Origin of the sequence: Hwanghaeella grinnelliae (assembly GCF_004005845.1) — a bacterium.
Taxonomy (GTDB): domain Bacteria; phylum Pseudomonadota; class Alphaproteobacteria; order UBA8366; family Aestuariispiraceae; genus Hwanghaeella; species Hwanghaeella grinnelliae.
The window spans coordinates 12,423-32,495 of record NZ_SADE01000004.1 but is presented as its reverse complement, the minus strand read 5'-3'; the positions used below and the strand labels follow the sequence as shown (position 1 = coordinate 32,495).

Sequence of the window (20,073 nt, the reverse complement as noted above, 5' to 3'; positions counted from 1 at the left end):
CCCACAGATGACTACGATAATCAAGAAATCCGCATAATCCATCAATCAAACGATCACAATATGAATGATTGTTGATATTTCGTGTCTTTTTCTGTTTTTCTATAACCATTGATTTTCAAACGCTTAACAGCTCCCTCTTGAGTTGAAACATGCCCCTCAACGCGGTGCTGAAAAGGGAAGAAGTTGTCCGGGTTTAGTGGGCCAAATATCCACACAGGAAAATCTTTGATTGGGTCCGGTGAATGCATGCCCTGCTCTGGACCATAAACGCAGTAGATGTTCGACGCGGACAAAAGAAAACCCCCAGGTTTCCCTGGGGGTTTTCATGGTGGGCACGACTGGGATTGAACCAGTGACCCCCTCGATGTCAACGAGGTGCTCTCCCGCTGAGCTACGCGCCCTTTCACCCGTCAGCGCCGCGTCATCCTGAAATGCCGCAGCGTGTTTTTCCTGACGAGGCGCGCGATTTAGCACCCCCGCGCCGGGGTGGCAAGCCTTTTGCCCGTGCGAAATGAACGTCCTGCACGCGGGGTCGTCCGTGACGAGCCCGACGACTTTGGCATGGCGATTGCTGAGAGTCTTGGCGAGAGATTGAGAGAGGGTAAACCATGCCTGTCTGGCCACGATTGCCGGCCACCTTGTCGGCCATAGCCATCGTCTTCGTTCTAGCGCAGAACGGGGCGGCCGCATCCCCCGCCGTACCGCCGAAAAACGGTGCGCCTGAACAGATGTGCCGGGACGCCGTTGCCGCGGCGGAGAACCTGGCCGGCATACCGCAGCATCTGATGAGCGCCATTTCTCTTGTTGAGTCGGGGATTTTCATGGCCGAAGCCGGCGGTCGTATCGCTTGGCCCTGGACCGTCATGGCGCAAGGCCGTGGCCGGTATTTCAAGACTAAGGAAGACGCGATCAATGCAGTTCGCGGTTTGCTACGATCCGGGGTCACCAATATCGACGTCGGTTGCATGCAGATAAACCTGCAGTACCACGCCCTGGCTTTCTCTTCCCTTGAGGAAGCGTTCGATCCGGTCACCAATGTCGCCTATTCGGCAAGCTTCCTGATGGAGTTGAAAGGCCGGCACGGCAATTGGGACAAGGCTGTGCGGTACTACCATTCAGCCACACCGGCGCGAAATATTCCCTATCGCAAGAAGGTCCGCGCCGAGCTCGTCGCCTTACGGCAAACCGGAAAGGCAATGTCCGCAGCGGAGCATTCGCGCCTCGCCGGCGAATTCGCTCCGGACAATGACGGTCAGGATTCGCCGCCCCTGAATTCACTACGCCAAAAATCACAACACCTGGGCAAAGCGCCGTATGGCGGGGTCATGGCGCCGGCAGCGGCCGGCAATGAAACCCCGCTAATCGCCAAGACCGGCGAATCGCCTATTGCCGCAGTCCCTAACGGTCCGCCGAACATCAATGACGCCGACAAACGATTGAGCTATTTGAAGACCGCGTCATGGCCGCCGCGAAGCCTGAAGGCTCAGTATCAGATGGAGCACAATGCACGCGCTCGTGTCATGCACTCGACACAAGGCCGGCCGGCTGCGGCCAAGCAGACCCTGACGAATCCGTTCTTGAAAGAAGTCCCGCTACAAACCGCATCGAATCCGGACCCATCCTGAATCGCCATACGGAAGATCCCCTAGCCTGACAAAAGTTACGGATCGCGTTTACGAGTGCCATCCAACAGGGCTAGACTCCCATTTGGGTGCTCTCCACGACATGAAGAACCCCTAATATTTGGGATAAGTTCCGACCGGCCTTCGCCGGGCAAGGACGGTAATGGTAGTAAGAGCGGACATAGCCGATCATCTGCAGGAATTGTTGGACGCCGATGACTCGGAGTTCGGCTTCGTTCTGTTGGATCCTGACGATATACTGGTTTATGCAAGCAAAGGATTGGGCCAAGCCTTTCCGGGCGTGGATATTCCGTCGAAACTATATCGCCCTTATGCCGAAGTGCTTGGCGCCTTGATCACGGTGGGAACGCAAACTGGAAAAGCCCTGGCGCCGGAAGATCAACTCGAAACCCACCTGAAATGGCATGAGGACCCCAAATACCCTTTGGAAGTTTTGACAAACAAAGGGCAATGGATCCGCTACCGCGAACGCCGGCTTAAAGGCGGTTACACTGCAGGTGTCTTTATCGACATCACTGACGTCAAGAAGCGGGAACTTCTCCTCGCAACCCGCGAACAGCGTCTGGCGGACTATGCCGAGGCCGGGTCGGAATGGCTTTGGCAGACCGATGAAGATCATCGTTATACCTATTTCTCTCAGGGGCTGCTGCCGCATACCGGGTTCAGCCCGGAGGAGTTAATCGGCAAATGTCGTCGGGACATGATCGCAAACGGCGCTACCTCCGAATCATTAGAACATTTCGCCGCACTGGAAGAACATCGCGCCTTCCAAGACTTCCGCTACCCCACGAAGGGACGTGACGGAAAGATTCTCTATATTTCAGTGAGCGGCGTTCCGTTTTTCGACAAAGACGGGAGTTTCAAGGGGTATAGAGGCGTCGGCCAGGACGTCACCCCACATGTCTTGGCCGAACAGCGTGAAGAGCAGGCTCATGCCCGACTGTCGGACGCGGTCAATGGGCTGCACGGCGGTATATTGATGTTCGATGTGAATGAACGGCTGATCGTCACCAATATCCAAAGCCGCAACCTCTACAGCGGCGTGGCGGACAGGATTAAAGTCGGCATCCCTATGCAAGAAGCCGTCGCCGCCCTGTTGCAACGCGACTACGAAGAGTCTGGCAAAACATTGACCCCTGAAGCCATCACTTGCGAGTTGACGCGCTGGCGAAGCCCACACTTGTCCGACCTGCAATTTCCACTGGGCGATGCCTGGATAGAGCGGCGCGTCGCGCCAACAAAAGCCGGTGGCGCGCTCATCATGGAAATCGACGTGACGGCCTTGAAACGGCGCGAGCGGGAATTGGAGCTTGCGAAAGAAGAAGCGGAACGCGCGAACCGGACCCGGACGCAATTCATGGCGCAAATGAGCCACGAACTTCGGACTCCGCTGAACTCAATCATAGGATTTGCCGAGGTGATCCATGACGAGTTGTATGGGGAATTGCCGTCCCCAAAATACAAGGACTTTGCAAACGACATACGCGAAAGCGGCCGCCATCTTCTTTCCATCATCAACGACATCCTGGACCTGGCGAAAGGTGAAGCGGGACAGCGCACGTTGAATCCCGAACCCGTTTCAGTCCCGGAGGCGGCCGTGGCCAGCCTCAAGCTCGTTAAACAACGCGCCGACGCCATCGGCCTTACATTGGTCAATAACATCCCAAACGACCTGCCCGCCGTGCTGAGCGAGGACAAATTGGTGCGCCAGATGTTGATCAACCTCATTTCCAATGCCGTGAAATTTACGGAGAGCGGCGGCACCATCACCATTTCAGCGGAAATGGCGAGAGATGGCGGCTTGAACATTGTCGTTGAAGATACGGGCATCGGCATGGCAGAGAGCGAAATTGAGCAAGCCATGCTGCCTTTCACCCAGATCGATTCCGATCTAACGCGGCAATATGAGGGCACTGGACTTGGCTTGCCTTTAGTCGACAGTCTTATGAAACTTCACGATGGACTTTTCCGTCTGGAAAGCACTGTCGGCGTCGGCACAAGGGCATCACTCTGCTTCCCGGCAAAAGCCGTCATTGCGGAGGCAGTCCATCCCGCCGAAGCCATCCAATCAACGTAAGACCAAAGCGACCGGGAGATATCCATGTCTTTTTCAGTCTCAGCGGCTCGTCTGGACACACCGGCCTGTGCGCAGGGTTTGATTCATCTGAACAACGCCGGCGCCTCCCTAATGCCGCAACCGGTTCATCAGGCCGTGTTGGACCACCTCCAACTGGAATGCGATATCGGCGGATACGAAGCGAAGGCGCATAACAATGCATTGCTAGAGCGGTTTTACGATGCGGCCGCCCGCGCGGTCGGCGGTCAACGGGAAGAAATAGCCTTCATTGAAAATGCTACCCGTGCTTGGGACATGGCGTTCTATGCTTTCGATTGGCGTCCCGGTGATAGAATCCTGACATCCCGCGCCGATTACAGCTCCAACATGATCTCCTACATTCAAGTCGCCCGGCGATACGGCGCAATAGTCGACATGGCGCCAGACGATGAAACCGGACAAGTGGACGTCGCCGCACTGGAAAACTTGATCACGGACCGAACGCGCCTGATCAGTCTGACCCATATCCCGACCAATGGCGGCCTAATCAATCCCGTTGAAAAAGTCGGTGCGATCGCGAACAGGTATGGCATTCCGTATCTGGTGGATGCATGCCAATCGGTCGGTCAAATGCCGGTCGACGTGAATGCCATTGGCTGCGATATGCTATCCACCACAGGCCGCAAATATATCAGGGGGCCGCGCGGAACCGGGTTCCTATGGGTCCGCAAAGCTTGGATCGAAAAGCTGGAACCACCCTTCCTGGACAATCATGCGGCGACCTGGACGACGGTCGACGACATCGAAATCCGCAGCGACGCGCGACGGTTCGAGAATTGGGAATGCTATTTCGCCGGCAAGATCGGCTTGGGTGTTGCCTTGGACTATGGCTACGAAATGGGTATTTCCGAAACGTGGGAACGCATTCAGGCTTTATCGCAGTCCCTGCGCGACCTGCTTGCCCGCATTCCCAACGTCACGGTCTGGGATACAGGCCAGAAGCAATGCGGGATCGTGACCTTTTCCAAGGCAGGCGTCGATCCGAACAGGATCAAATCCGATTTGGCGGAACGGAAGATAAATGTTTCGGCCTCCAGCCGGCAACTGACCCGGGAAGACCTGGCTGCTGCCGATGTGGACGTGCTGGTCAGGGCCTCGGTCCACTATTTCAATACAGAGGACGAACTGGACCAATTGGCCGCCGCCGTCCGCGCGTTGGACTGATTAGGAACCGCCGTCGCCGGGCGCGTCCGGTTGCGGAGACGCAGTGCTTACATGCTCGCTGGCCAAAATTTGTTTATAGATCGACGATAGGATCGAGATCGAAACCCCGACAGCGAGCAAGTTGAAAAATGCACGCGGCAAGGTTTCGGCGATAACCGGTACCAGTTCCGGCAAACCGATGGACAGCCTGACCGCGATTTCACTCAAAGCGGTAAAGCTCATACCGAAGATCGTCATCAAAATGACCGCGACCAGATACACCCCGATGATCCGCCCCGCGATACCTCTGGTCATCTTCAGATGCTCCCTGAACCCCACAGGCGAACCAATCGACGCCGCAGGCAGGAACAACACGCAGCGCGCCATGATCCACATTACGAACAGAATCGACAAAATCTGAACCGCTATGCCGATATCCGGGATCGGCGCAATCAATGTCGCGGCAGCCAAACCCACAAGGACCGATACCAGGTAACCGGCCAGACTGATCGCGAAGAACCACACTTCCCGTTTGCCGAAAACGAACTGACACCACCGCAGCTTCTGGTCTGGAAGCAGGGCGAAACGGTGCCAAGCAGTTGCCTGCGGCACCAAAACCGCCAGGATCAGAACAGTGAATAGCGGTTCGCCCCACCCTTTCAGATCAGCAATGCCGAACAGTTCGATCATCTTCTGCGCGTTCGTCAGGAACACCGTCAAAATGAAAGGCGTAACTGAAACTTTCAGAAGGGATCCGAAATTGTGAAACACAAACCCGATCGACCACCGAACCGTCTGGAGCATGGCCAGGCCATGCGGTTCATCGGGATCGTGTTGCACATCGGTCATTAACGTCACAATCCTACCTGAATGAGACAGGTCACCCCCAAAGGGAGGATGCCGGCGGGGAGACCACGCTGCCATTGAACGTCAAACCATCCGGCCTGTCTTTCGCCAACAGCAGGGGACCGTCCAAATCGACCACGGCCGCCCCTTGTCCCAGAAGCACAGCAGGCGCCATGGAAAGGGATGTTCCCACCATACAGCCGACCATGATACCAAGGCCCGCTGCTTCCGCTTCCCGTTTCAGCGCCAACCCTTCCGTCAGTCCGCCGGTCTTATCCAGTTTGATATTGATCATATCGTACCGGTCAGCCAACGCCGCCAACCCTTCGCGCGTATGAACGGATTCATCGGCGCATATCGGGATCGGATGAGCAAGAGACGCCAAAACTGCGTCGTCCGCGGCAGGCAAAGGTTGCTCAATCATCGTCACACCCAATGCCGCCAATTCGGCCGAGAACGGTTCGACCATATCCGGCGACCATCCCTCATTCGCATCAACGACAAGTTCAGTATTCGGCGCGTTCTCCCGAACCGCAGCCACCCGATCCAAGTCCCCTTCACCGGTCAGCTTCAACTTCATCAGGGGCCGGGCGGCATTTGTCTTGGCCGAAGCCCCCATCTTTTCGGGGGTATCCAGGCTAATCGTATATACGGTTGTTACCGTTCCGGGCTCAGCCTCTCCCGCCAATTGCCATGCGCGACGGCCGGAGCGTTTTGCCTCTAAATCCCAGAAGGCGCCATCCAAAGCACAGCGGGCAGCGCCTGCCGGCATAACGTCCTGAAGTGCGATACGATCCATCCCATTGGCAAGATCGTTACGGATGGACTCGATCTGCGCCATGACGCTTTCAACGGATTCCCCATATCGGGGATAAGGAACGCACTCACCACGCCCGCGGAAGTCACCTTCCGTCAGTTCAACCACGACGACCTCGGCGGACGTTTTGGTTCCCCGCGAGATGGAGAAGGCCGCAGCAAGCGGCCAACTCTCATGACAAACCGATTTAAGCAACACCATGGCGGCTTACAACACGTCGACGATTGGACCGGCCCCGTAGCGGAACGTATCCGTGGTCGGCAGACCGGTTTCGTCGGCGATTTTCGCCAGAACATCTTTGGCTTCGGCATCGCCCAAGGCCACCGTGTTGACCGATACGCCGACAACTTTGCAAGCCGGATTGGTCAAACGTCCACATTGCTCATTCAAAGCAATGCACTCTTTCAAATCGGGTATCGGGAAGTCCGGAAGGCCGCGCATATGCGTGCGGGTCGGTTCGTGGCACATGACAAGCGCATCCGCCTGCGAACCGTGCAGCAGTCCCATGCTGACACCTGCAAAGGATGCGTGAAACAGACTGCCCTGCCCTTCGACCACATCCCAGTGATCTTCGTCGTTCGCCGGGCAAAGCCATTCGGTGGCCCCCGAAATAAAGTCGGCCACAACCGCGTCCACGGATACACCGTCGCCAGCAATGAAGATACCTGTTTGGCCAGTCGCCCGGAAGGTCGCTTTCATACCGCGCGCCAGCATTTCCCGTTCTACAGCCAGTGCGGCGAACATTTTGCCCACAGAGCAATCCGTGCCGACGGCCAGCAGACGTTTTCCCGGACGTTTGGTGCCCTTGGCAACGTCGAAAGAACGGGTCGGATGACGTACATCGAAGAGTTTCCGGCCATTCGCTTTCGCCGCATCGGCAATTGCCGGAACTTCGGTGACCTTGTTATGGAGGCCACTCGCCACATCCATGCCCAATTCCACGCCGCGTACGAGGCTTTCGACCCATGAATCGGGAATGATGCCGCCCCGGTTCGCAACGCCGACGATGATCGTCTTGACGCCGGCCGCTGCCGCTTCCTCAATGGTCATGTCCGGCAAGCCGAGATCAGCGTTGCAACCCGGCAGCCTGAATTGGCCGACACACCATTCCGGTCGCCACATTCTAACGCCATTGGCTACCTTCGCCGCCAATTGGTCCGCTGCATCACCCAGGAACATCAGGTATGGATGTTCAATCGCCATGAATTGGCCCCCTTTAACTAGAATTCCGACCCGCTTCTGAATTGGAGCGGTAACGCGGCGCACGATACTGCCCGAATGGAAGCATATACAAGCGGAATGGCTATCCGAAGCTGCTTATTACCTGCCTGAAGCTTCGCTACCCCCCCGACAAATGGCGTTTGTCTTTGAGTTCTCAGGCAAATCAGGCAGAATCTCCCAAATTGATTGTTTTTGGTTGCGGATATGGATGCATTCCCGGTGCCGGTGGGGGGACAGAAGTTCCCGGCGCTCGTCAAACATTCGCTCTCCCGAGTGATTCCCCGGGCGATTGCGCGGGCCTGTTTCTATGACCCGCGGGCGCTATTCTTGCCCCTCCTCACCGCTATCGCGGTTCTTGCGCCTCAGGCGGCCAAAGCCTCCGGCCAGGAAAGAATCGCCGCCGTTCAGCCACTGATTCAAGAGGAAAGTAGCCTTTCCAACGGTTCCGAGAAGCAGTTGGAGGATGCCCTCCAGTCCTTGAAAAAATCGAAAAGGATGGGACGCATCGAAGCAGAGCGCGTCTTGGCCTCGATCACTGAATTTCGGGACGCACGGCGGAACAGGGAAACGCCGCAACCCCTAAGAACCGCCTTGAACGATTGTGTGGCCGCGCCGTCACCCGCCTGTCTGTTGCAGGAGGCCTTGGCCCATGCCTACCGAGTTCCGGATGAAGGGCGGCGGGATTGGGCCTTGAGCACAGTGGCCGCCGGCTATTACGAAACTGGTGACGTAGGCCGGGTATACGATGTCCTTGCCTTGATGGAAGACCCCCGTACTGCCTTGCGCTTGCTCGGAGAGACAGTCGGGTCAGCCACACAGGGCCAAAAGAATTCGGATCCGGCGACGAGGATCTTGACCGGCGTCCACGACGACAAACAGGCCAACTGGGTACCTTATGCGGCTGTTTCTGATTGGAAAGCCGCCCAACGGCAAATCAAAGCCATTCCGGAAGACCGGTACAAAGCCGTCGCATGGGCTCGTTTCGGACGAAAGGCTTTTGACGCGGGCGAAGCGGCCCTTGCCGACCAAGCGTTGGAGATAAGCGAGGCATTGATCGAGAATATCAGCCTCAACTATGCACGGTCATTCGCACGCTACGAAGCGAGCCTCACCCATGTCGCGCGGGTCGCTTATTTCAAAGGTGGCCTGGCCGAAACGCAGAGGGCGATCGCATCCGCCGCACGGATCGATCAACCGCACTTCCGCGCGGATGCCTATTGGCGACTAGCAAATGTCGGGTCGAACGACCTCGCCCCGGAAATTCAAGAGCGTGCCGAAGCATCTTTCTCGGAAATAGCATCCCGTCTTCGCCAAGTCTTCGTTTTAACGTTTGACGAGGCAAAGGCAGAACAGCGTCAGGAACGTGCCCTGGCAATCGCGGCAACCATTTCCGACCCGCTCGATCGTGCCCGTGCATTCGCGCGCCTGGCACGGTATGTTCAATGACCACCGACGCCTGCACGCCCTTCTGACGGAAACCATCTATCATGCCACCGACAATGTTGATCAGGACAGCCGCTGAAGACGACTTGGAAGCGCTTGTCGCCATGCTAGCGGACGATATCCTGGGACAGGCGCGGGAGGATGACAGCCTGCCGCTGAACCAAGCATATACGGACGCTTTCACGGCCATCGCGGCGGATCCGTACAACGACATCATTGTCGGCGAAATCGACGGCAAAGTGATGGCGATGATGCAGTTCACAATCATCCCTTCCATCAGCTTCAAGGGCCGGTCACGTGCCCAGATCGAGTCCGTTAGGGTCGCAAAGCAATTTCGAGGAAACGGCTACGGTCGGAAAATGTTCGAATGGGCGATCGATGAAGCCCGCCGCCGAAACTGTCATCTGGCGCAGTTGGCGACCAACGCGGCCCGGAAAGACGCTGCAAGGTTCTATGAAGATCTTGGTTTCACCGCCTCCCATATCGGGATGAAGATGGTGCTTTGACGTCTATGGCAGAGCGCCGTCCTCGCCATTCAAAGCAAACGACGCGCAGCGGGCAGCTTTACGGTTACCGTCGTTCCGACCCCAACAGTGGAATCGATATCGAAAGTGCCCCCATGCATATCGATGAGGGACTTCACGATCGGCAGTCCCAGCCCGGTGCCACCCGACTTATAGGCGTCGTTGTTCCCCAACCTGCCGAAGGGGGTCAGTATGAAATCCATGCGTTCAGGGGGAATTCCGTCGCCAGCGTCCGAAATAACGATCGAGATACCATCTTCCGCGTCGGGGTCGGTCACAACGACATTCACCTCACACCCCGCCCGGCCATATTTCACGGCATTGCTGAGCAGGTTCAGGACGACTTGCAGCAACGCCCGTTCATCCGCATAGGCCTTGACCTCACTGTCATCCAAACCCGAAGTCAGCACAGTTACGTTTCGCGCTTGAGCCAAGCCGGATACCATTTCCCGAGCACGTAGAATTACGTCCCGCAGACTGACAGGCCCTTCTTCCAGTTCGTACCGACCCGCTTCGATCTTCGACAGGTCCAAAATCTCGTTCACGATGTGCAGAAGGTGTTCCGCACCGTCCTGAATGTATCCCGTGTATTCCATCAAACGGTCTTGCGTCAGGACGTCCAGCCCTTGCGTACCGAGTGACTGAGAAAACCCGATGATCGCGTTCAACGGCGTCCGCAACTCGTGACTCATTTTGGCAAGAAAGTCGGATTTCAGCTTGTTGGCACGCTCGGCCTCGCGGCGCGCCGTCATCATTGCCTCTTCGCTTGCCCGTCTTTCGGAAATATCGATGACGAGGCCGAGATATCCGGTTTTACCTTTCCACCGCGGCAGAGACACGCGAACCTCCGCCCACATGGTGGACCCGTCCCGACGCATCATCTGGCACTGATAGGTATTAGGGACCGGATCCCCCTTCACTCGGTTGTCGCGGTAGGACTTCATGCGTGCAACTTCGTCGGCAGCGAACAAATCCCAAATTTTGCCGACACCGATCAGGTCCTTAGCACCGGAATAGCCTAGCATCGTCGCAAGCGCGCCGTTCGCATAGCCGATCATCTCTCCGTCATGGACGAAAATCCCCTGGACCGAACTGTCAATCAGTTCCAGGTATTGCAGCGATGTCTGAGCAATCTCGATGTTGTTGAGTGCAACCGTTTGCTCCAGATCGTCTTTCGCCGCTCGTAGTTCGTCCTGCAAATTCCGCTCATAGGTCACGTCGGAGACCATATACAGGCATTCGCATTTTTTCGGATCGTGATCTCGAAGCAGCAGTTCTTCTCTGAGCCAGAACCAATTGCCCTCTCGGTTCTCCGACGGGGACCGGACCCGGTATTCCTTACGTGCGCCCTTTCGCTTTGAGACAGCCTCGATACTTGCCGTCGCCGCCGAGCGGTCGTCCGGATGAACGTAGGTTTCCAGCCATTGTTCCAGGGAAACGGGAAGAGTGTTTGGATCCAGCCCTGTCAGGCTGCAAAACGCCGCACTAGCCCACGTCAATGTCGCGGCGTCGCCCGATCTGACAACACGGAAAAGGGCAGCCTCGGCAACGGGCGTGCCTGATACCACCCCCCCGTTATCCGACTCTGTTTCCGTCTGTCCGCGATTTTCGCGCCGTGACACGCAATCCCCCCCTGTATAGGGCTAGATTAAGCAGCCTATACAAGAGGTTAGTTTTAGACTAGTGCCTTTCGCAAACGGGCAGACAGGATGTCGATCAGGGAAACCACGATCACAACGACCAGGATGATGGCACCCGCCTTGTCGTATTGGAAACTGCGGAAGGATTCGTAGAAGGTGAAACCAATCCCCCCAGCCCCCACAATGCCCAGGACCGTGGCCGACCGAACCAGCGTTTCGAACCTGTAGAGCGAGAAACTGGACCAAAGCGGCAAGACCTGCGGGATAACGCCATAGACGATTTCCTGAAGCCGTGTGGCGCCCGTCGACCGGATTCCTTCCACCGGGCGGGTGTCGATTGACTCAACCGCCTCCGAAAACAGTTTTGAGATGATCCCGAGATTGTGGATGAAAAGCGCCATAACGCCGGCGAATGGCCCCAAGCCGACTGCGGCGACAAACAGGATGGCGAAAACAAGCTCATTGATCGCGCGGCAGGCATCCATCATTCGCCGCATGGGCTGAACGATCCAAACAGGAGAAATATTGCTGGAACACAAGAGAGCGCAGGGGATCCCGAACAGTATCGACAGGAAAGTGCCCCAAAGGGCGATCTGGACCGTTTCCAGCATCTTCCAAAGATACACATCGATATCGATGAAGTTCGGCTGCAGGAATTCCGCGATGAACGTCGCCATATTGCCGGCATCGCTGATCAGGAAGGTCCAGTTATTGACCTCCGCCGGATGGTAGGAGACACCCAAAAGCGCGGCAATCACGCTCACCAGACCGAGCTTCACAAGAAACCCTTTAATGTCGGGCTTCAACTGATCCTGAATGACCGGTGAAATGCCAGCGGCAGCGGATCGATCGATTTCGGTCGTGGTCATAGGGTCACCGCATTCAAAACAAATGGACAATTGGAAACGGAACAGGGGCCCCACAAAGGGGCCCCCGCTTTGCTCGTTCGGCTTAGTATCCGGCCGGGCCGACGATCTTCGCGTAGGACTGAAGTTCCTTCAGTTCCTTTTCGGCCGCTTTAATCGCGGCTTTCTTTTCATCGTCGGAGAGCTTGTCGTTGTTCTGCGCCTTCAACTTCGCCTTGAAAGCTTCAATCTGACGGACATCCAACAATTGTGCGTTCGAGGACGCCAAAAACGGTCCCCAACCATCGGAAACATTCGCCAGGATCTCACGCTCTCGCTTGACCTTTTCGACGTCGCCGAAGCGGCCATATTGCATGAAGAAGTAGTAGATCTTCTCCTTGGCGACCTTGGAGAGGTCCTTGCGCCACACGATCGGATCGGACGGGATCATCGGCGAGCGCCAGATTTCCTTGATATTCGCGGCCGCTTCCGGATTGGACTTGGCGAGGCGCGCGTAAATCGACTCGGTGTTGTTCGTCGCGACATCGACCTTCTGGTTGGCGACGGCCAGCGCGTTGCCTTCATGGTTCGAATTAACGACGCGGCTGAAGCACTCTTCCGGCGTCTTGTTGTTCAGCGCCCAGACATAATACCCGGGGATCGCGAAACCGGAGGTGGAGTTCGGATCACCGTTGCCGAAGGTCAACGTCTTGTCGCATTTCAAGACGTCTTCCAAGCTGTTGATGCCGCTGTCCTTATGCGTAATGAGCAGCGAGTAATAGCCCTTGGAACCGTCATCCTTGATCGTCTGGGCGAAGACTTCGCCGCCGGCGCGGTCAACGGCCTGAATGGCCGACTTGTTGCCGAACCAGGCAACGTCGACCTTACCGAAACGCATACCTTCGATGACGCCCGCATAGTCACTGGCGAAAAACGGTTTGACCGTGACGCCGAGGGACTTGGACATATCCTCCAGGAACGGGCCGAAGCTGGATTCCAGGGCGGAACTGGATTCGGTGGAGATAATGCCGAAATTCAGTTGTTTCGGCATATCTTCGGCATGCGCGGTGGCGGCCGCCATGCCGGCCACGGCGATACCGGCCGCGGCAACGAGTTTCTTGAACATGATACGTACACTCCCTTTGATGTGTGGATGCAATTGCACGGTTACTCAGCGTCGCAGCTTCAGCCCCGTCATTGGGGTCAGGAAGCCACGGCAACGGGTTTCAGGTAACTGGGGGCATGCCCTTCGGCGCTGGCGCCGTCGCCGTCTTTCGGGCGGGCGTCCTTGACGAGGTCCAACCCCTCGACGCCGTAAAGGTTGGCAATGTTTTCGGGGCTGATGCCCTCGGTCGTGCCGTCATAGGCAACAGCGCCGTCTTTCAACGCGATTATTCTGTCGCAATGTTTGAACGCATGATCGATCTGGTGCAGCGAGACGATAACCGTCACGCCATCTTCCTTGTTGATCGTCCCTAGGGTTTCCATGACGCGCTCGGCGGAAGCGGGATCGAGCGATGCAATCGGTTCGTCCGCCAGAATCAACCGCGCTTCCTGCGTCAGCGCCCGCGCGATGGCCCCACGCTGCTGTTGGCCGCCAGAGAGCGTCGATGCCCGTTGGCGGGCCTTATCGGCCATCCCGACGCGCTCCAGCGCCTTCAGCGCCGTGATACGGTCGCTGCGGGGAAACAATCCCAGCAGGCCGCGCCACTTGGGAATACGACCAAGCCGTCCGACCAGGACATTGGTCAGCAGCGACAAGCGCGTCACCAGATTGAATTGTTGAAAAATCACACCGACTTGCGAGCGCAACTGGCGTTGGGCCGGCAACCGTTTGCCGCCGGACTGGGTGACTTGGCCGAACAGCGATATTCTGCCGACGCCGGTGTCGGCGGTTTCAAGGCCGCATATGGTCCTGATCAAGGTCGACTTTCCCGAGCCGGACGCACCGATCAGGGCGACCATTTCGCCTTCCTCAATCGCCAGATTGATATCGTTTAATACGACCGGACCGCGTCCGAACCGTTTATTGACGGACTTGACCTCGACAATGTTCGGCATGTTGACCCCGATACCTGAAAGACCGGCCGTCCATGCCTGATGCGGTTCTACCGACCGCTTCCCGACTTAGACGGCGTCCCCACCACGAATTTGGGTCGTGGCGGATCGACAAATATTCGGATACACGCCGGAGGTGACCCGTCGGTTACCAGGACATTACGAATTTGTTTCGATGCAGATGAATGTTGGAAAAGGTCGGGTTATTGCCGACCCGCCGATTTCAATCGGTACGATGCCATCAATCGTCGTCCCGGGACCGCTCCCGCCGCAACTTGTTCCAATACTCGAGGCGCTTGCGGATCTCCCGCTCGAAACCGCGTTCGACCGGGTTGTATAGTTGCTGGCGTGCCATCTGGTCCGGAAAATAATCCTGACCGGAGAACCCGTCCGGCTGGTCATGGTCGTAGGCATATCCGTCACCGTAGCCGATATCCTTCATCAGCTTGGTCGGCGCATTCAGGATATGTTTCGGCGGGGCCAGCGAGCCGGTTTCCTTCGCGACCCGTTTTGCGGCGCTGAATGCCTTGTAGGCAGCGTTGGATTTCGGCGCCGTCGCCAAATAGATGACGACCTGCACCAAGGCCAAATCGCCTTCCGGAGACCCCAGACGTTCATAGGTATCCCATCCGGCCAAGGCCTGGACAGCGGCATTTGGATCTGCAAGACCGATATCCTCATAGGCGAATCGGACAAGACGCCGGGCAATATAAAGAGGATCCTCCCCCCCGGCGAGCATCCGGCCGAACCAGTAGAGCGCCGCATCGCAATCGGACCCACGCAGCGATTTATGAAGCGCACTGATCAGGTTGTAGTGGCTTTCCTGCCCTTTGTCGTAGACAGGCATACGGCGCTGCACGACGTTCAGCAGCTCTTCGGACGTCATTTTTTTCGACAGCCCGGTATTGAACAGCGCCTCGGCCATGTTCAACAGGTAGCGCCCGTCCCCATCGGCCATGGCAATAACAGCTGCACGTGCATCGTCATCCAACGGAAGAGCACGCCCTTCCTCCGACTCGGCACGCGCTAACAGGTCCGCAAGAGCCGTCGAATCCAGGCGGTTCAGGACAAAGACCTGACACCGGGACAGCAACGCCGCATTCAATTCGAAACTCGGATTTTCCGTCGTCGCCCCGACAAGGACCACCGTGCCGTCCTCGACATAGGGAAGAAAGCCGTCCTGCTGCGCCCGGTTGAAACGGTGGATTTCGTCAACGAACAACAACGTCCCCTGCCCGCCGACCCGGCGCTCCCGCGCCCGCTCGAATACCTGACGCAGATCGGCAACCCCGGAGAAAACCGCAGAAAGCGGTTCAAACGCCAAATCGGTAAAATCGGCCAGAAGGCGCGCGATGGTCGTCTTGCCGCAACCCGGACCGCCCCAAAGAATGACCGACGTCAATCGGCCCTGATCAACCATGCGGCGTAGCGGGCCTTCCGGTCCAAGCAGGTGATCTTGGCCCACGACCTCGTCCAACGACTTCGGACGCAATCGATCCGCCAAGGGACGCGGCGCCAGATCGCCGAAAAGCCCGGGCCCGTCGCCGGAAGAGGCCGGCTTGCGCGCCACGTCAGCGGACCTCCAAAACCAGCCGCTCGCCTTGGCGGTTCAAGACGACAAGCCATTCCGGCGGACTATCTTCTACGATCTTCACAAGCGCAGAGACGAGCGTGATTTCTTCCCCATTGACCTCGGTTATGATGTCCAACGGCCTGATACCAGCGCGATGAGCGACCGACCCTCGTTGCACACCTTCGACGATTACGCCCGTCAAATCGGTCGGAATGCCCATTTCATCTGCGACACGCGGCGAAAGATTGACCACTCGAATGCCCGAAATGGGGAAGTTACCGACGATATCCGTGCGGTCGCGCGGCGGAACTTCCGGGGGCGCCATGAGCGCAAATTCCATGTTCACCGGCTTTCCGTCCCGCAACGCGGTTATGGATACCGTTCCGCCCAATTCCCGCGTCGCAAAATAGAACCGAAGCCCTTGCCCGTCATCCACCGGCCGGCCTTCAACCTCAATAATGATATCGCCTCTCTCCAGACCGGCGTCGTCAGCAGGCCCTGTCGGATGGACATTTTCAACAATCACACCGCCCGGTGTTTCAAGGCCCATGGCCTCCGATATCTCCGCATCGACATCCCGACCGGAAAACCCGAGCCAGGGACGAATCAGCGGCTCACCCGCAATCGCGCTGCCCACGACACGGCGCACCATGTTCGCCGGAACAGCGAAGCCTATTCCCTGAGACCCGCCCGATTTGGAAAATATCGCAGTATTAATCCCGACCAGACGCCCTTTGATGTCGACAAGCGCGCCACCGGAATTCCCCGGGTTGATCGCCGCGTCCGTCTGAATGAAAGAGCGAAAATCGGTGATGCCGACAGATGTCCGCGCCAAGCCGGATACAATGCCGCTCGTTACCGTTTGACCGACCCCGAACGGGTTCCCAATGGCGAGAACAAGATCACCGACTTCGAGGTCGTCCGAATCGCCAAACTCAATTACCGGCAGATCACCCTTGGGGTCTTTCAATTGCAAAACCGCGATATCCGTCCGTTCATCGCTTAACAGAATATCCGCGCTGAATTCCCGCTTGTCCGTCAACACCACTTTGATCTCATCAGCGCCGCCAATGACGTGGTGGTTGGTCACGACAATCCCGTCGTTCCGCAGGATGACGCCCGAGCCAAGGGAGTTCTCAACCCGGTCACGGCTTGGTCCAATCGAAAACGGGAAACTATCGCCAAAAAACCGCTGGAAGAACGGATCGTCGAATAACCGGTTCCCGCGCTGCCGAACCACCTTGCTGGTATAAATATTGACCACCGCAGGTGAAGTTGCGCGGACGATCGGTGCAAATGACAGGGTTATCTCCTGCTCATTTTCCGGCACTTCCTTCGCCATTGCGGCGGCGCTCAACCCAACCATCAGTGTCATGGCGAGCGCCATGCGCGTTACGATGGAGAAACGGACAGTTTTTTTCTTTGGCATAGTCATGCGCGCATCCTAGCGACGAGGGTTTGGAGTTGAAAGCTGGGGCACATGGCATGCGACAACCACCTGCCCCTGTTGGAAATAGCAATCATGGCCGAAAATGAAAACGCCCCGCAGGGAAAACCGTGCGGGGCGTCATTCTGTCACTCATTGCCAGGGTGACATAATTTTTCCGGCGGGACTTACTCCTCGCCTTCGTCCTCGTCAGCAACCTGGACGGGACCGGAATCCAAGCCTTTGGCATCCTGATCGCGGTCGACCAATTCAATGATTGCCATCGGGGCACTGTCGCCGTAGCGGAAACCCGCCTTCAGGACGCGCGTGTAACCGCCGGGGCGGCCTTCATAGCGACCGGCCAACGTATCGAACAGCTTCGCAACCATCGCATCGTCGCGCAGCTGAGCGAACGCCTGGCGACGGCGGTGCAGACCACCCTTTTTGCCAAGCGTAATCAAGCGATCCGCGACGCGGCGCAGTTCCTTTGCCTTCGGCAGGGTCGTCTTGATTTGTTCGTGCTTGATAAGGGCATTCGCCATATTGGCGAACATGGCCTTACGATGGGAAGCCGTGCGGTTAAGCTTACGGCCGTGCATACCGTGACGCATTACTTTTCTCCTGGTCTTCTTTGCTCAATAACCGCCGGTCGCCTGTTGTTGCTTTTCGTGGCTACAGCCGACGGTGGAGATAAAAGGAAAGGGCCGTTTACCGGCCCAGCCCCATCAGAACGGCTCTTCGAGCCGTTTCGCCAAATCCTCGATGTTTTCCGGCGGCCAGGCAGGAATTTCCATGCCAAGAGCCAGGCCCATCTGGGTCAGGACTTCTTTGATTTCATTCAACGATTTCCGGCCAAAGTTCGGGGTCCGGAGCATTTCCGATTCCGTCTTCTGCACAAGATCGCCGATATAAACGATGTTGTCATTTTTCAGGCAATTCGCGGAACGGACGCTGAGTTCCAGTTCGTCCACCTTGCGGAGCAGGTTCCGGTTGAACGGCAGTTCGGAAGCCTTCTCTTCTTCGACCCGCTGTTGCGGCTCTTCGAAGTTGATGAAGATCTGAAGCTGGTCCTGCATGATGCGCGCGGCAAGAGCGGTCGCATCTTCCGGGGTAACCGCACCGTTGGTTTCAATCGCCATGCTCAGCTTATCGAAGTCCGTAACCTGGCCAACGCGGGTGTTTTCCACCTTGTAGGACACTTTACGGACCGGGCTGAAGATCGAATCCACCGGAATCAGGCCAATCGGCGCGTCTTCCGGACGGTTCTGCGAGGCAGGAACATAGCCCTTACCATTGGCGACCGTGAACTCGATATTGAGCGAGGCGCCCTTGTCGAGTGTGCAGATCACCAGGTCCGGGTTCATGACTTCGATGTCATGGCCCGTTTCAATCATGCCGGCGGTAACTTCAGCCGGCCCCTGAACAGACAAGCGCATGCGCTTGGGCCCGTCGCCGTGCATACGCAGCGCCAGAGCCTTAACGTTCAGGACGATGTCGGTAACGTCCTCACGGACACCGGGAATGGACGAGAATTCGTGCAGAACGCCATCAATCTGCAAAGAGGTGACGGCCGCCCCCTGCAAGGACGACAGCAAAATGCGCCGCAACGCATTGCCCAGGGTCATGCCGAAGCCGCGCTCCAGCGGATCGGCAACGACGGTGGCAATACGGTTCGGGTCGACGCCGGGCGTCACTTCCAGCTTCTTCGGCTTAATCAAGGATTGCCAGTTGCGCTGAACACTCGCCAAGGAGGTATCGCTCATTCTTATGTCACCGACCGGAAAGCCGGCGTCCCTTCTTAAGTCTTGCTTTCAAATCAACCCGATGGGGCCAACCGGAGCGGGGCTGAATAGTCCCGCCCGGCCAGACCGCCTACAGGCGATCGACCGGCCCGCCGCAAGAAGCCGCGGGCAATCAAATGATTAGACGCGACGACGCTTGCGCGGACGGCAGCCGTTGTGCGGGATCGGCGTGACGTCCTTGATCGCGGTGATCGTGAAACCGACCGACTGCAGCGCGCGAAGAGCAGATTCACGACCCGAACCCGGCCCTTTCACGTTCACTTCCAAGGTTTTCATGCCATGGTCGGCAGCCTTCTTGCCGGCGTCTTCCGCGGCAATCTGCGCGGCATAGGGCGTCGACTTCCGGCTGCCCTTGAAGCCCTGCATACCAGCGCTGGACCAGGAGATGGCATTACCCTGCACGTCGGTAATGGTGATCATCGTGTTGTTGAACGACGCGTTCACATGGGCGATCCCAGAGGTGATGTTCTTTTTCTCGCGACGCTTACGAACGGGAGCGCGTGCCATAGTCAGTTCCACCTATCATACTTGGGGCAGGCTTATGACCGCCCCCGAACATTTTCCAAGAATAAGGACGATTACTTCTTCTTACCGGCGATCGCTTTGGCCGGACCCTTGCGGGTACGGGCATTCGTGTGGGTACGCTGACCCCGAACCGGCAGGCCCTTACGGTGACGCAGGCCGCGATAGCAACCAAGGTCCATCAGACGCTTGATGTTCATAGCGACTTCGCGGCGCAGATCCCCTTCAACCATGTGATCGCGATCGATCACTTCACGGATGCGGGCAACTTCGTCTTCGCTCAAGGTGTTAACCCGAGCAGACTCGTCAATGCTGCAAGTCTTCAAAATTTCCGTCGCCTTGTGACTGCCGATCCCATGAATATAGGTCAGCGCGATCACAACCCGCTTGTTAGTCGGGAGGTTAACACCCGCGATACGTGCCATCGTCTCAATCCTCTACCAAAATTCCGCCG

19 protein-coding genes and 1 tRNA gene are annotated in these 20,073 nt (G+C 57.3%); 5 read left to right on the top strand and 15 right to left on the bottom strand.

From position 1 onward, the window contains the following. Nucleotides 1-53: 53 nt before the first annotated feature. Together EOI86_RS21010 and EOI86_RS21005 are read right to left on the bottom strand one after the other, a co-directional pair. The gene (locus EOI86_RS21010) at nucleotides 54-248 is read right to left on the bottom strand and encodes a hypothetical protein (protein WP_127767671.1); all 195 of its coding nucleotides are present in this window, start codon (nucleotides 246-248) and stop codon (nucleotides 54-56) included. 78 nt (nucleotides 249-326) lie between these two features. Next, nucleotides 327-401: transfer RNA gene (locus EOI86_RS21005), tRNA-Val, on the bottom strand. Nucleotides 402-608: 207 nt separating this feature from the next. Between EOI86_RS21005 and EOI86_RS21000 the strand changes: the two genes are divergently transcribed. The 3 genes from EOI86_RS21000 (at nucleotide 609) to EOI86_RS20990 (ending at nucleotide 4,923) form a co-directional block, all read left to right on the top strand. After that, nucleotides 609-1,625, top strand: coding sequence for a lysozyme family protein (locus tag EOI86_RS21000; RefSeq protein WP_127767670.1), 1,017 nt, complete (start codon nucleotides 609-611; stop codon nucleotides 1,623-1,625). Nucleotides 1,626-1,785: 160 nt separating this feature from the next. After that, complete coding sequence (locus tag EOI86_RS20995) at nucleotides 1,786-3,720, top strand: PAS domain-containing sensor histidine kinase (RefSeq protein ID WP_127767669.1); 1,935 nt, start codon at nucleotides 1,786-1,788, stop codon at nucleotides 3,718-3,720. 24 nt (nucleotides 3,721-3,744) lie between these two features. Further along, nucleotides 3,745-4,923 carry an aminotransferase class V-fold PLP-dependent enzyme gene (locus EOI86_RS20990; RefSeq protein ID WP_127767668.1) on the top strand — a complete coding sequence of 393 codons (1,179 nt, stop codon included), beginning with the start codon at nucleotides 3,745-3,747 and terminating at the stop codon, nucleotides 4,921-4,923. Here the strand turns inward: EOI86_RS20990 and EOI86_RS20985 are convergent, their stop codons facing one another. From EOI86_RS20985 to dgcN, 3 genes are read right to left on the bottom strand one after another with little or no spacing between them, the layout of a single operon-like run. Continuing rightward, the gene (locus tag EOI86_RS20985) at nucleotides 4,924-5,751 is read right to left on the bottom strand and encodes a hypothetical protein (RefSeq protein WP_127767667.1); all 828 of its coding nucleotides are present in this window, start codon (nucleotides 5,749-5,751) and stop codon (nucleotides 4,924-4,926) included. It abuts the gene before it with no gap. Nucleotides 5,752-5,782: 31 nt separating this feature from the next. Next, complete coding sequence (dgcA, locus tag EOI86_RS20980; protein WP_127767666.1) at nucleotides 5,783-6,766, bottom strand: N-acetyl-D-Glu racemase DgcA; 984 nt, start codon at nucleotides 6,764-6,766, stop codon at nucleotides 5,783-5,785. Between the two features lie 6 nt (nucleotides 6,767-6,772). Then, nucleotides 6,773-7,768, bottom strand: coding sequence for an N-acetyltransferase DgcN (gene dgcN, locus EOI86_RS20975; protein WP_127767665.1), 996 nt, complete (start codon nucleotides 7,766-7,768; stop codon nucleotides 6,773-6,775). A 222-nt stretch (nucleotides 7,769-7,990) separates the two neighbouring features. Between dgcN and EOI86_RS20970 the strand changes: the two genes are divergently transcribed. Then, complete coding sequence (locus EOI86_RS20970) at nucleotides 7,991-9,232, top strand: hypothetical protein (RefSeq protein WP_127767664.1); 1,242 nt, start codon at nucleotides 7,991-7,993, stop codon at nucleotides 9,230-9,232. Between the two features lie 41 nt (nucleotides 9,233-9,273). Next, nucleotides 9,274-9,735 (top strand): GNAT family N-acetyltransferase, encoded by a 462-nt coding sequence (locus EOI86_RS20965; RefSeq protein ID WP_127767663.1) that lies wholly within the window; start codon nucleotides 9,274-9,276, stop codon nucleotides 9,733-9,735. A gap of 29 nt (nucleotides 9,736-9,764) precedes the next feature. Here EOI86_RS20965 and EOI86_RS20960 read toward each other — a convergent pair whose 3' ends face one another. From EOI86_RS20960 to rpsM, 10 genes are all read right to left on the bottom strand, one after another. After that, nucleotides 9,765-11,375, bottom strand: coding sequence for a sensor histidine kinase (locus tag EOI86_RS20960; protein WP_127767662.1), 1,611 nt, complete (start codon nucleotides 11,373-11,375; stop codon nucleotides 9,765-9,767). A 53-nt stretch (nucleotides 11,376-11,428) separates the two neighbouring features. Then, complete coding sequence (gene phnE, locus EOI86_RS20955) at nucleotides 11,429-12,262, bottom strand: phosphonate ABC transporter, permease protein PhnE (RefSeq protein ID WP_127767661.1); 834 nt, start codon at nucleotides 12,260-12,262, stop codon at nucleotides 11,429-11,431. An 82-nt stretch (nucleotides 12,263-12,344) separates the two neighbouring features. Then, nucleotides 12,345-13,364: a phosphonate ABC transporter substrate-binding protein gene (phnD, locus tag EOI86_RS20950; RefSeq protein WP_127767660.1), complete on the bottom strand. Its 1,020-nt coding sequence runs from the start codon at nucleotides 13,362-13,364 to the stop codon at nucleotides 12,345-12,347. Nucleotides 13,365-13,441: 77 nt separating this feature from the next. Beyond that, on the bottom strand, nucleotides 13,442-14,299 hold the full coding sequence (gene phnC / locus EOI86_RS20945) for a phosphonate ABC transporter ATP-binding protein (RefSeq protein ID WP_127767659.1): 858 nt from the start codon (nucleotides 14,297-14,299) through the stop codon (nucleotides 13,442-13,444). A gap of 238 nt (nucleotides 14,300-14,537) precedes the next feature. Then, nucleotides 14,538-15,866 (bottom strand): replication-associated recombination protein A, encoded by a 1,329-nt coding sequence (locus EOI86_RS20940; RefSeq protein WP_127767658.1) that lies wholly within the window; start codon nucleotides 15,864-15,866, stop codon nucleotides 14,538-14,540. A 1-nt stretch (nucleotide 15,867) separates the two neighbouring features. Beyond that, nucleotides 15,868-17,304, bottom strand: coding sequence for a DegQ family serine endoprotease (locus tag EOI86_RS20935; protein WP_127767657.1), 1,437 nt, complete (start codon nucleotides 17,302-17,304; stop codon nucleotides 15,868-15,870). 179 nt (nucleotides 17,305-17,483) lie between these two features. Further along, a complete protein-coding gene (rplQ, locus tag EOI86_RS20930; protein ID WP_127767656.1) occupies nucleotides 17,484-17,906 on the bottom strand; it encodes a 50S ribosomal protein L17 in 423 nt (140 codons plus the stop codon). Between the two features lie 114 nt (nucleotides 17,907-18,020). After that, a complete protein-coding gene (locus EOI86_RS20925) occupies nucleotides 18,021-19,058 on the bottom strand; it encodes a DNA-directed RNA polymerase subunit alpha (RefSeq protein WP_127767655.1) in 1,038 nt (345 codons plus the stop codon). A 159-nt stretch (nucleotides 19,059-19,217) separates the two neighbouring features. After that, nucleotides 19,218-19,604 carry a 30S ribosomal protein S11 gene (rpsK, locus tag EOI86_RS20920; protein ID WP_127767654.1) on the bottom strand — a complete coding sequence of 129 codons (387 nt, stop codon included), beginning with the start codon at nucleotides 19,602-19,604 and terminating at the stop codon, nucleotides 19,218-19,220. Between the two features lie 71 nt (nucleotides 19,605-19,675). After that, nucleotides 19,676-20,044, bottom strand: coding sequence for a 30S ribosomal protein S13 (rpsM, locus tag EOI86_RS20915; RefSeq protein WP_127767653.1), 369 nt, complete (start codon nucleotides 20,042-20,044; stop codon nucleotides 19,676-19,678). Between the last annotated feature and the right edge of the window lie 29 nt (nucleotides 20,045-20,073).

What these genes read in the sequence shown, in the direction of transcription:
- rpsK (WP_127767654.1), bottom strand. Translation starts at nt 19,604, where the DNA reads ATGGCACGCGCTCCCGTTCGTAAGCGTCGCGAGAAAAAGAACATCACC.
- EOI86_RS20990 (WP_127767668.1), top strand. Translation starts at nt 3,745, where the DNA reads ATGTCTTTTTCAGTCTCAGCGGCTCGTCTGGACACACCGGCCTGTGCG.
- EOI86_RS20965 (WP_127767663.1), top strand. Translation starts at nt 9,274, where the DNA reads ATGCCACCGACAATGTTGATCAGGACAGCCGCTGAAGACGACTTGGAA.
- EOI86_RS21010 (WP_127767671.1), bottom strand. Translation starts at nt 248, where the DNA reads ATGCATTCACCGGACCCAATCAAAGATTTTCCTGTGTGGATATTTGGC.
- phnD (WP_127767660.1), bottom strand. Translation starts at nt 13,364, where the DNA reads ATGTTCAAGAAACTCGTTGCCGCGGCCGGTATCGCCGTGGCCGGCATG.
- rpsM (WP_127767653.1), bottom strand. Translation starts at nt 20,044, where the DNA reads ATGGCACGTATCGCGGGTGTTAACCTCCCGACTAACAAGCGGGTTGTG.
- EOI86_RS20925 (WP_127767655.1), bottom strand. Translation starts at nt 19,058, where the DNA reads ATGAGCGATACCTCCTTGGCGAGTGTTCAGCGCAACTGGCAATCCTTG.
- EOI86_RS20995 (WP_127767669.1), top strand. Translation starts at nt 1,786, where the DNA reads ATGGTAGTAAGAGCGGACATAGCCGATCATCTGCAGGAATTGTTGGAC.
- dgcA (WP_127767666.1), bottom strand. Translation starts at nt 6,766, where the DNA reads ATGGTGTTGCTTAAATCGGTTTGTCATGAGAGTTGGCCGCTTGCTGCG.
- EOI86_RS21000 (WP_127767670.1), top strand. Translation starts at nt 609, where the DNA reads ATGCCTGTCTGGCCACGATTGCCGGCCACCTTGTCGGCCATAGCCATC.
- EOI86_RS20970 (WP_127767664.1), top strand. Translation starts at nt 7,991, where the DNA reads ATGGATGCATTCCCGGTGCCGGTGGGGGGACAGAAGTTCCCGGCGCTC.
- phnC (WP_127767659.1), bottom strand. Translation starts at nt 14,299, where the DNA reads ATGCCGAACATTGTCGAGGTCAAGTCCGTCAATAAACGGTTCGGACGC.
- rplQ (WP_127767656.1), bottom strand. Translation starts at nt 17,906, where the DNA reads ATGCGTCACGGTATGCACGGCCGTAAGCTTAACCGCACGGCTTCCCAT.
- EOI86_RS20985 (WP_127767667.1), bottom strand. Translation starts at nt 5,751, where the DNA reads ATGACCGATGTGCAACACGATCCCGATGAACCGCATGGCCTGGCCATG.
- dgcN (WP_127767665.1), bottom strand. Translation starts at nt 7,768, where the DNA reads ATGGCGATTGAACATCCATACCTGATGTTCCTGGGTGATGCAGCGGAC.
- EOI86_RS20935 (WP_127767657.1), bottom strand. Translation starts at nt 17,304, where the DNA reads ATGACTATGCCAAAGAAAAAAACTGTCCGTTTCTCCATCGTAACGCGC.
- phnE (WP_127767661.1), bottom strand. Translation starts at nt 12,262, where the DNA reads ATGACCACGACCGAAATCGATCGATCCGCTGCCGCTGGCATTTCACCG.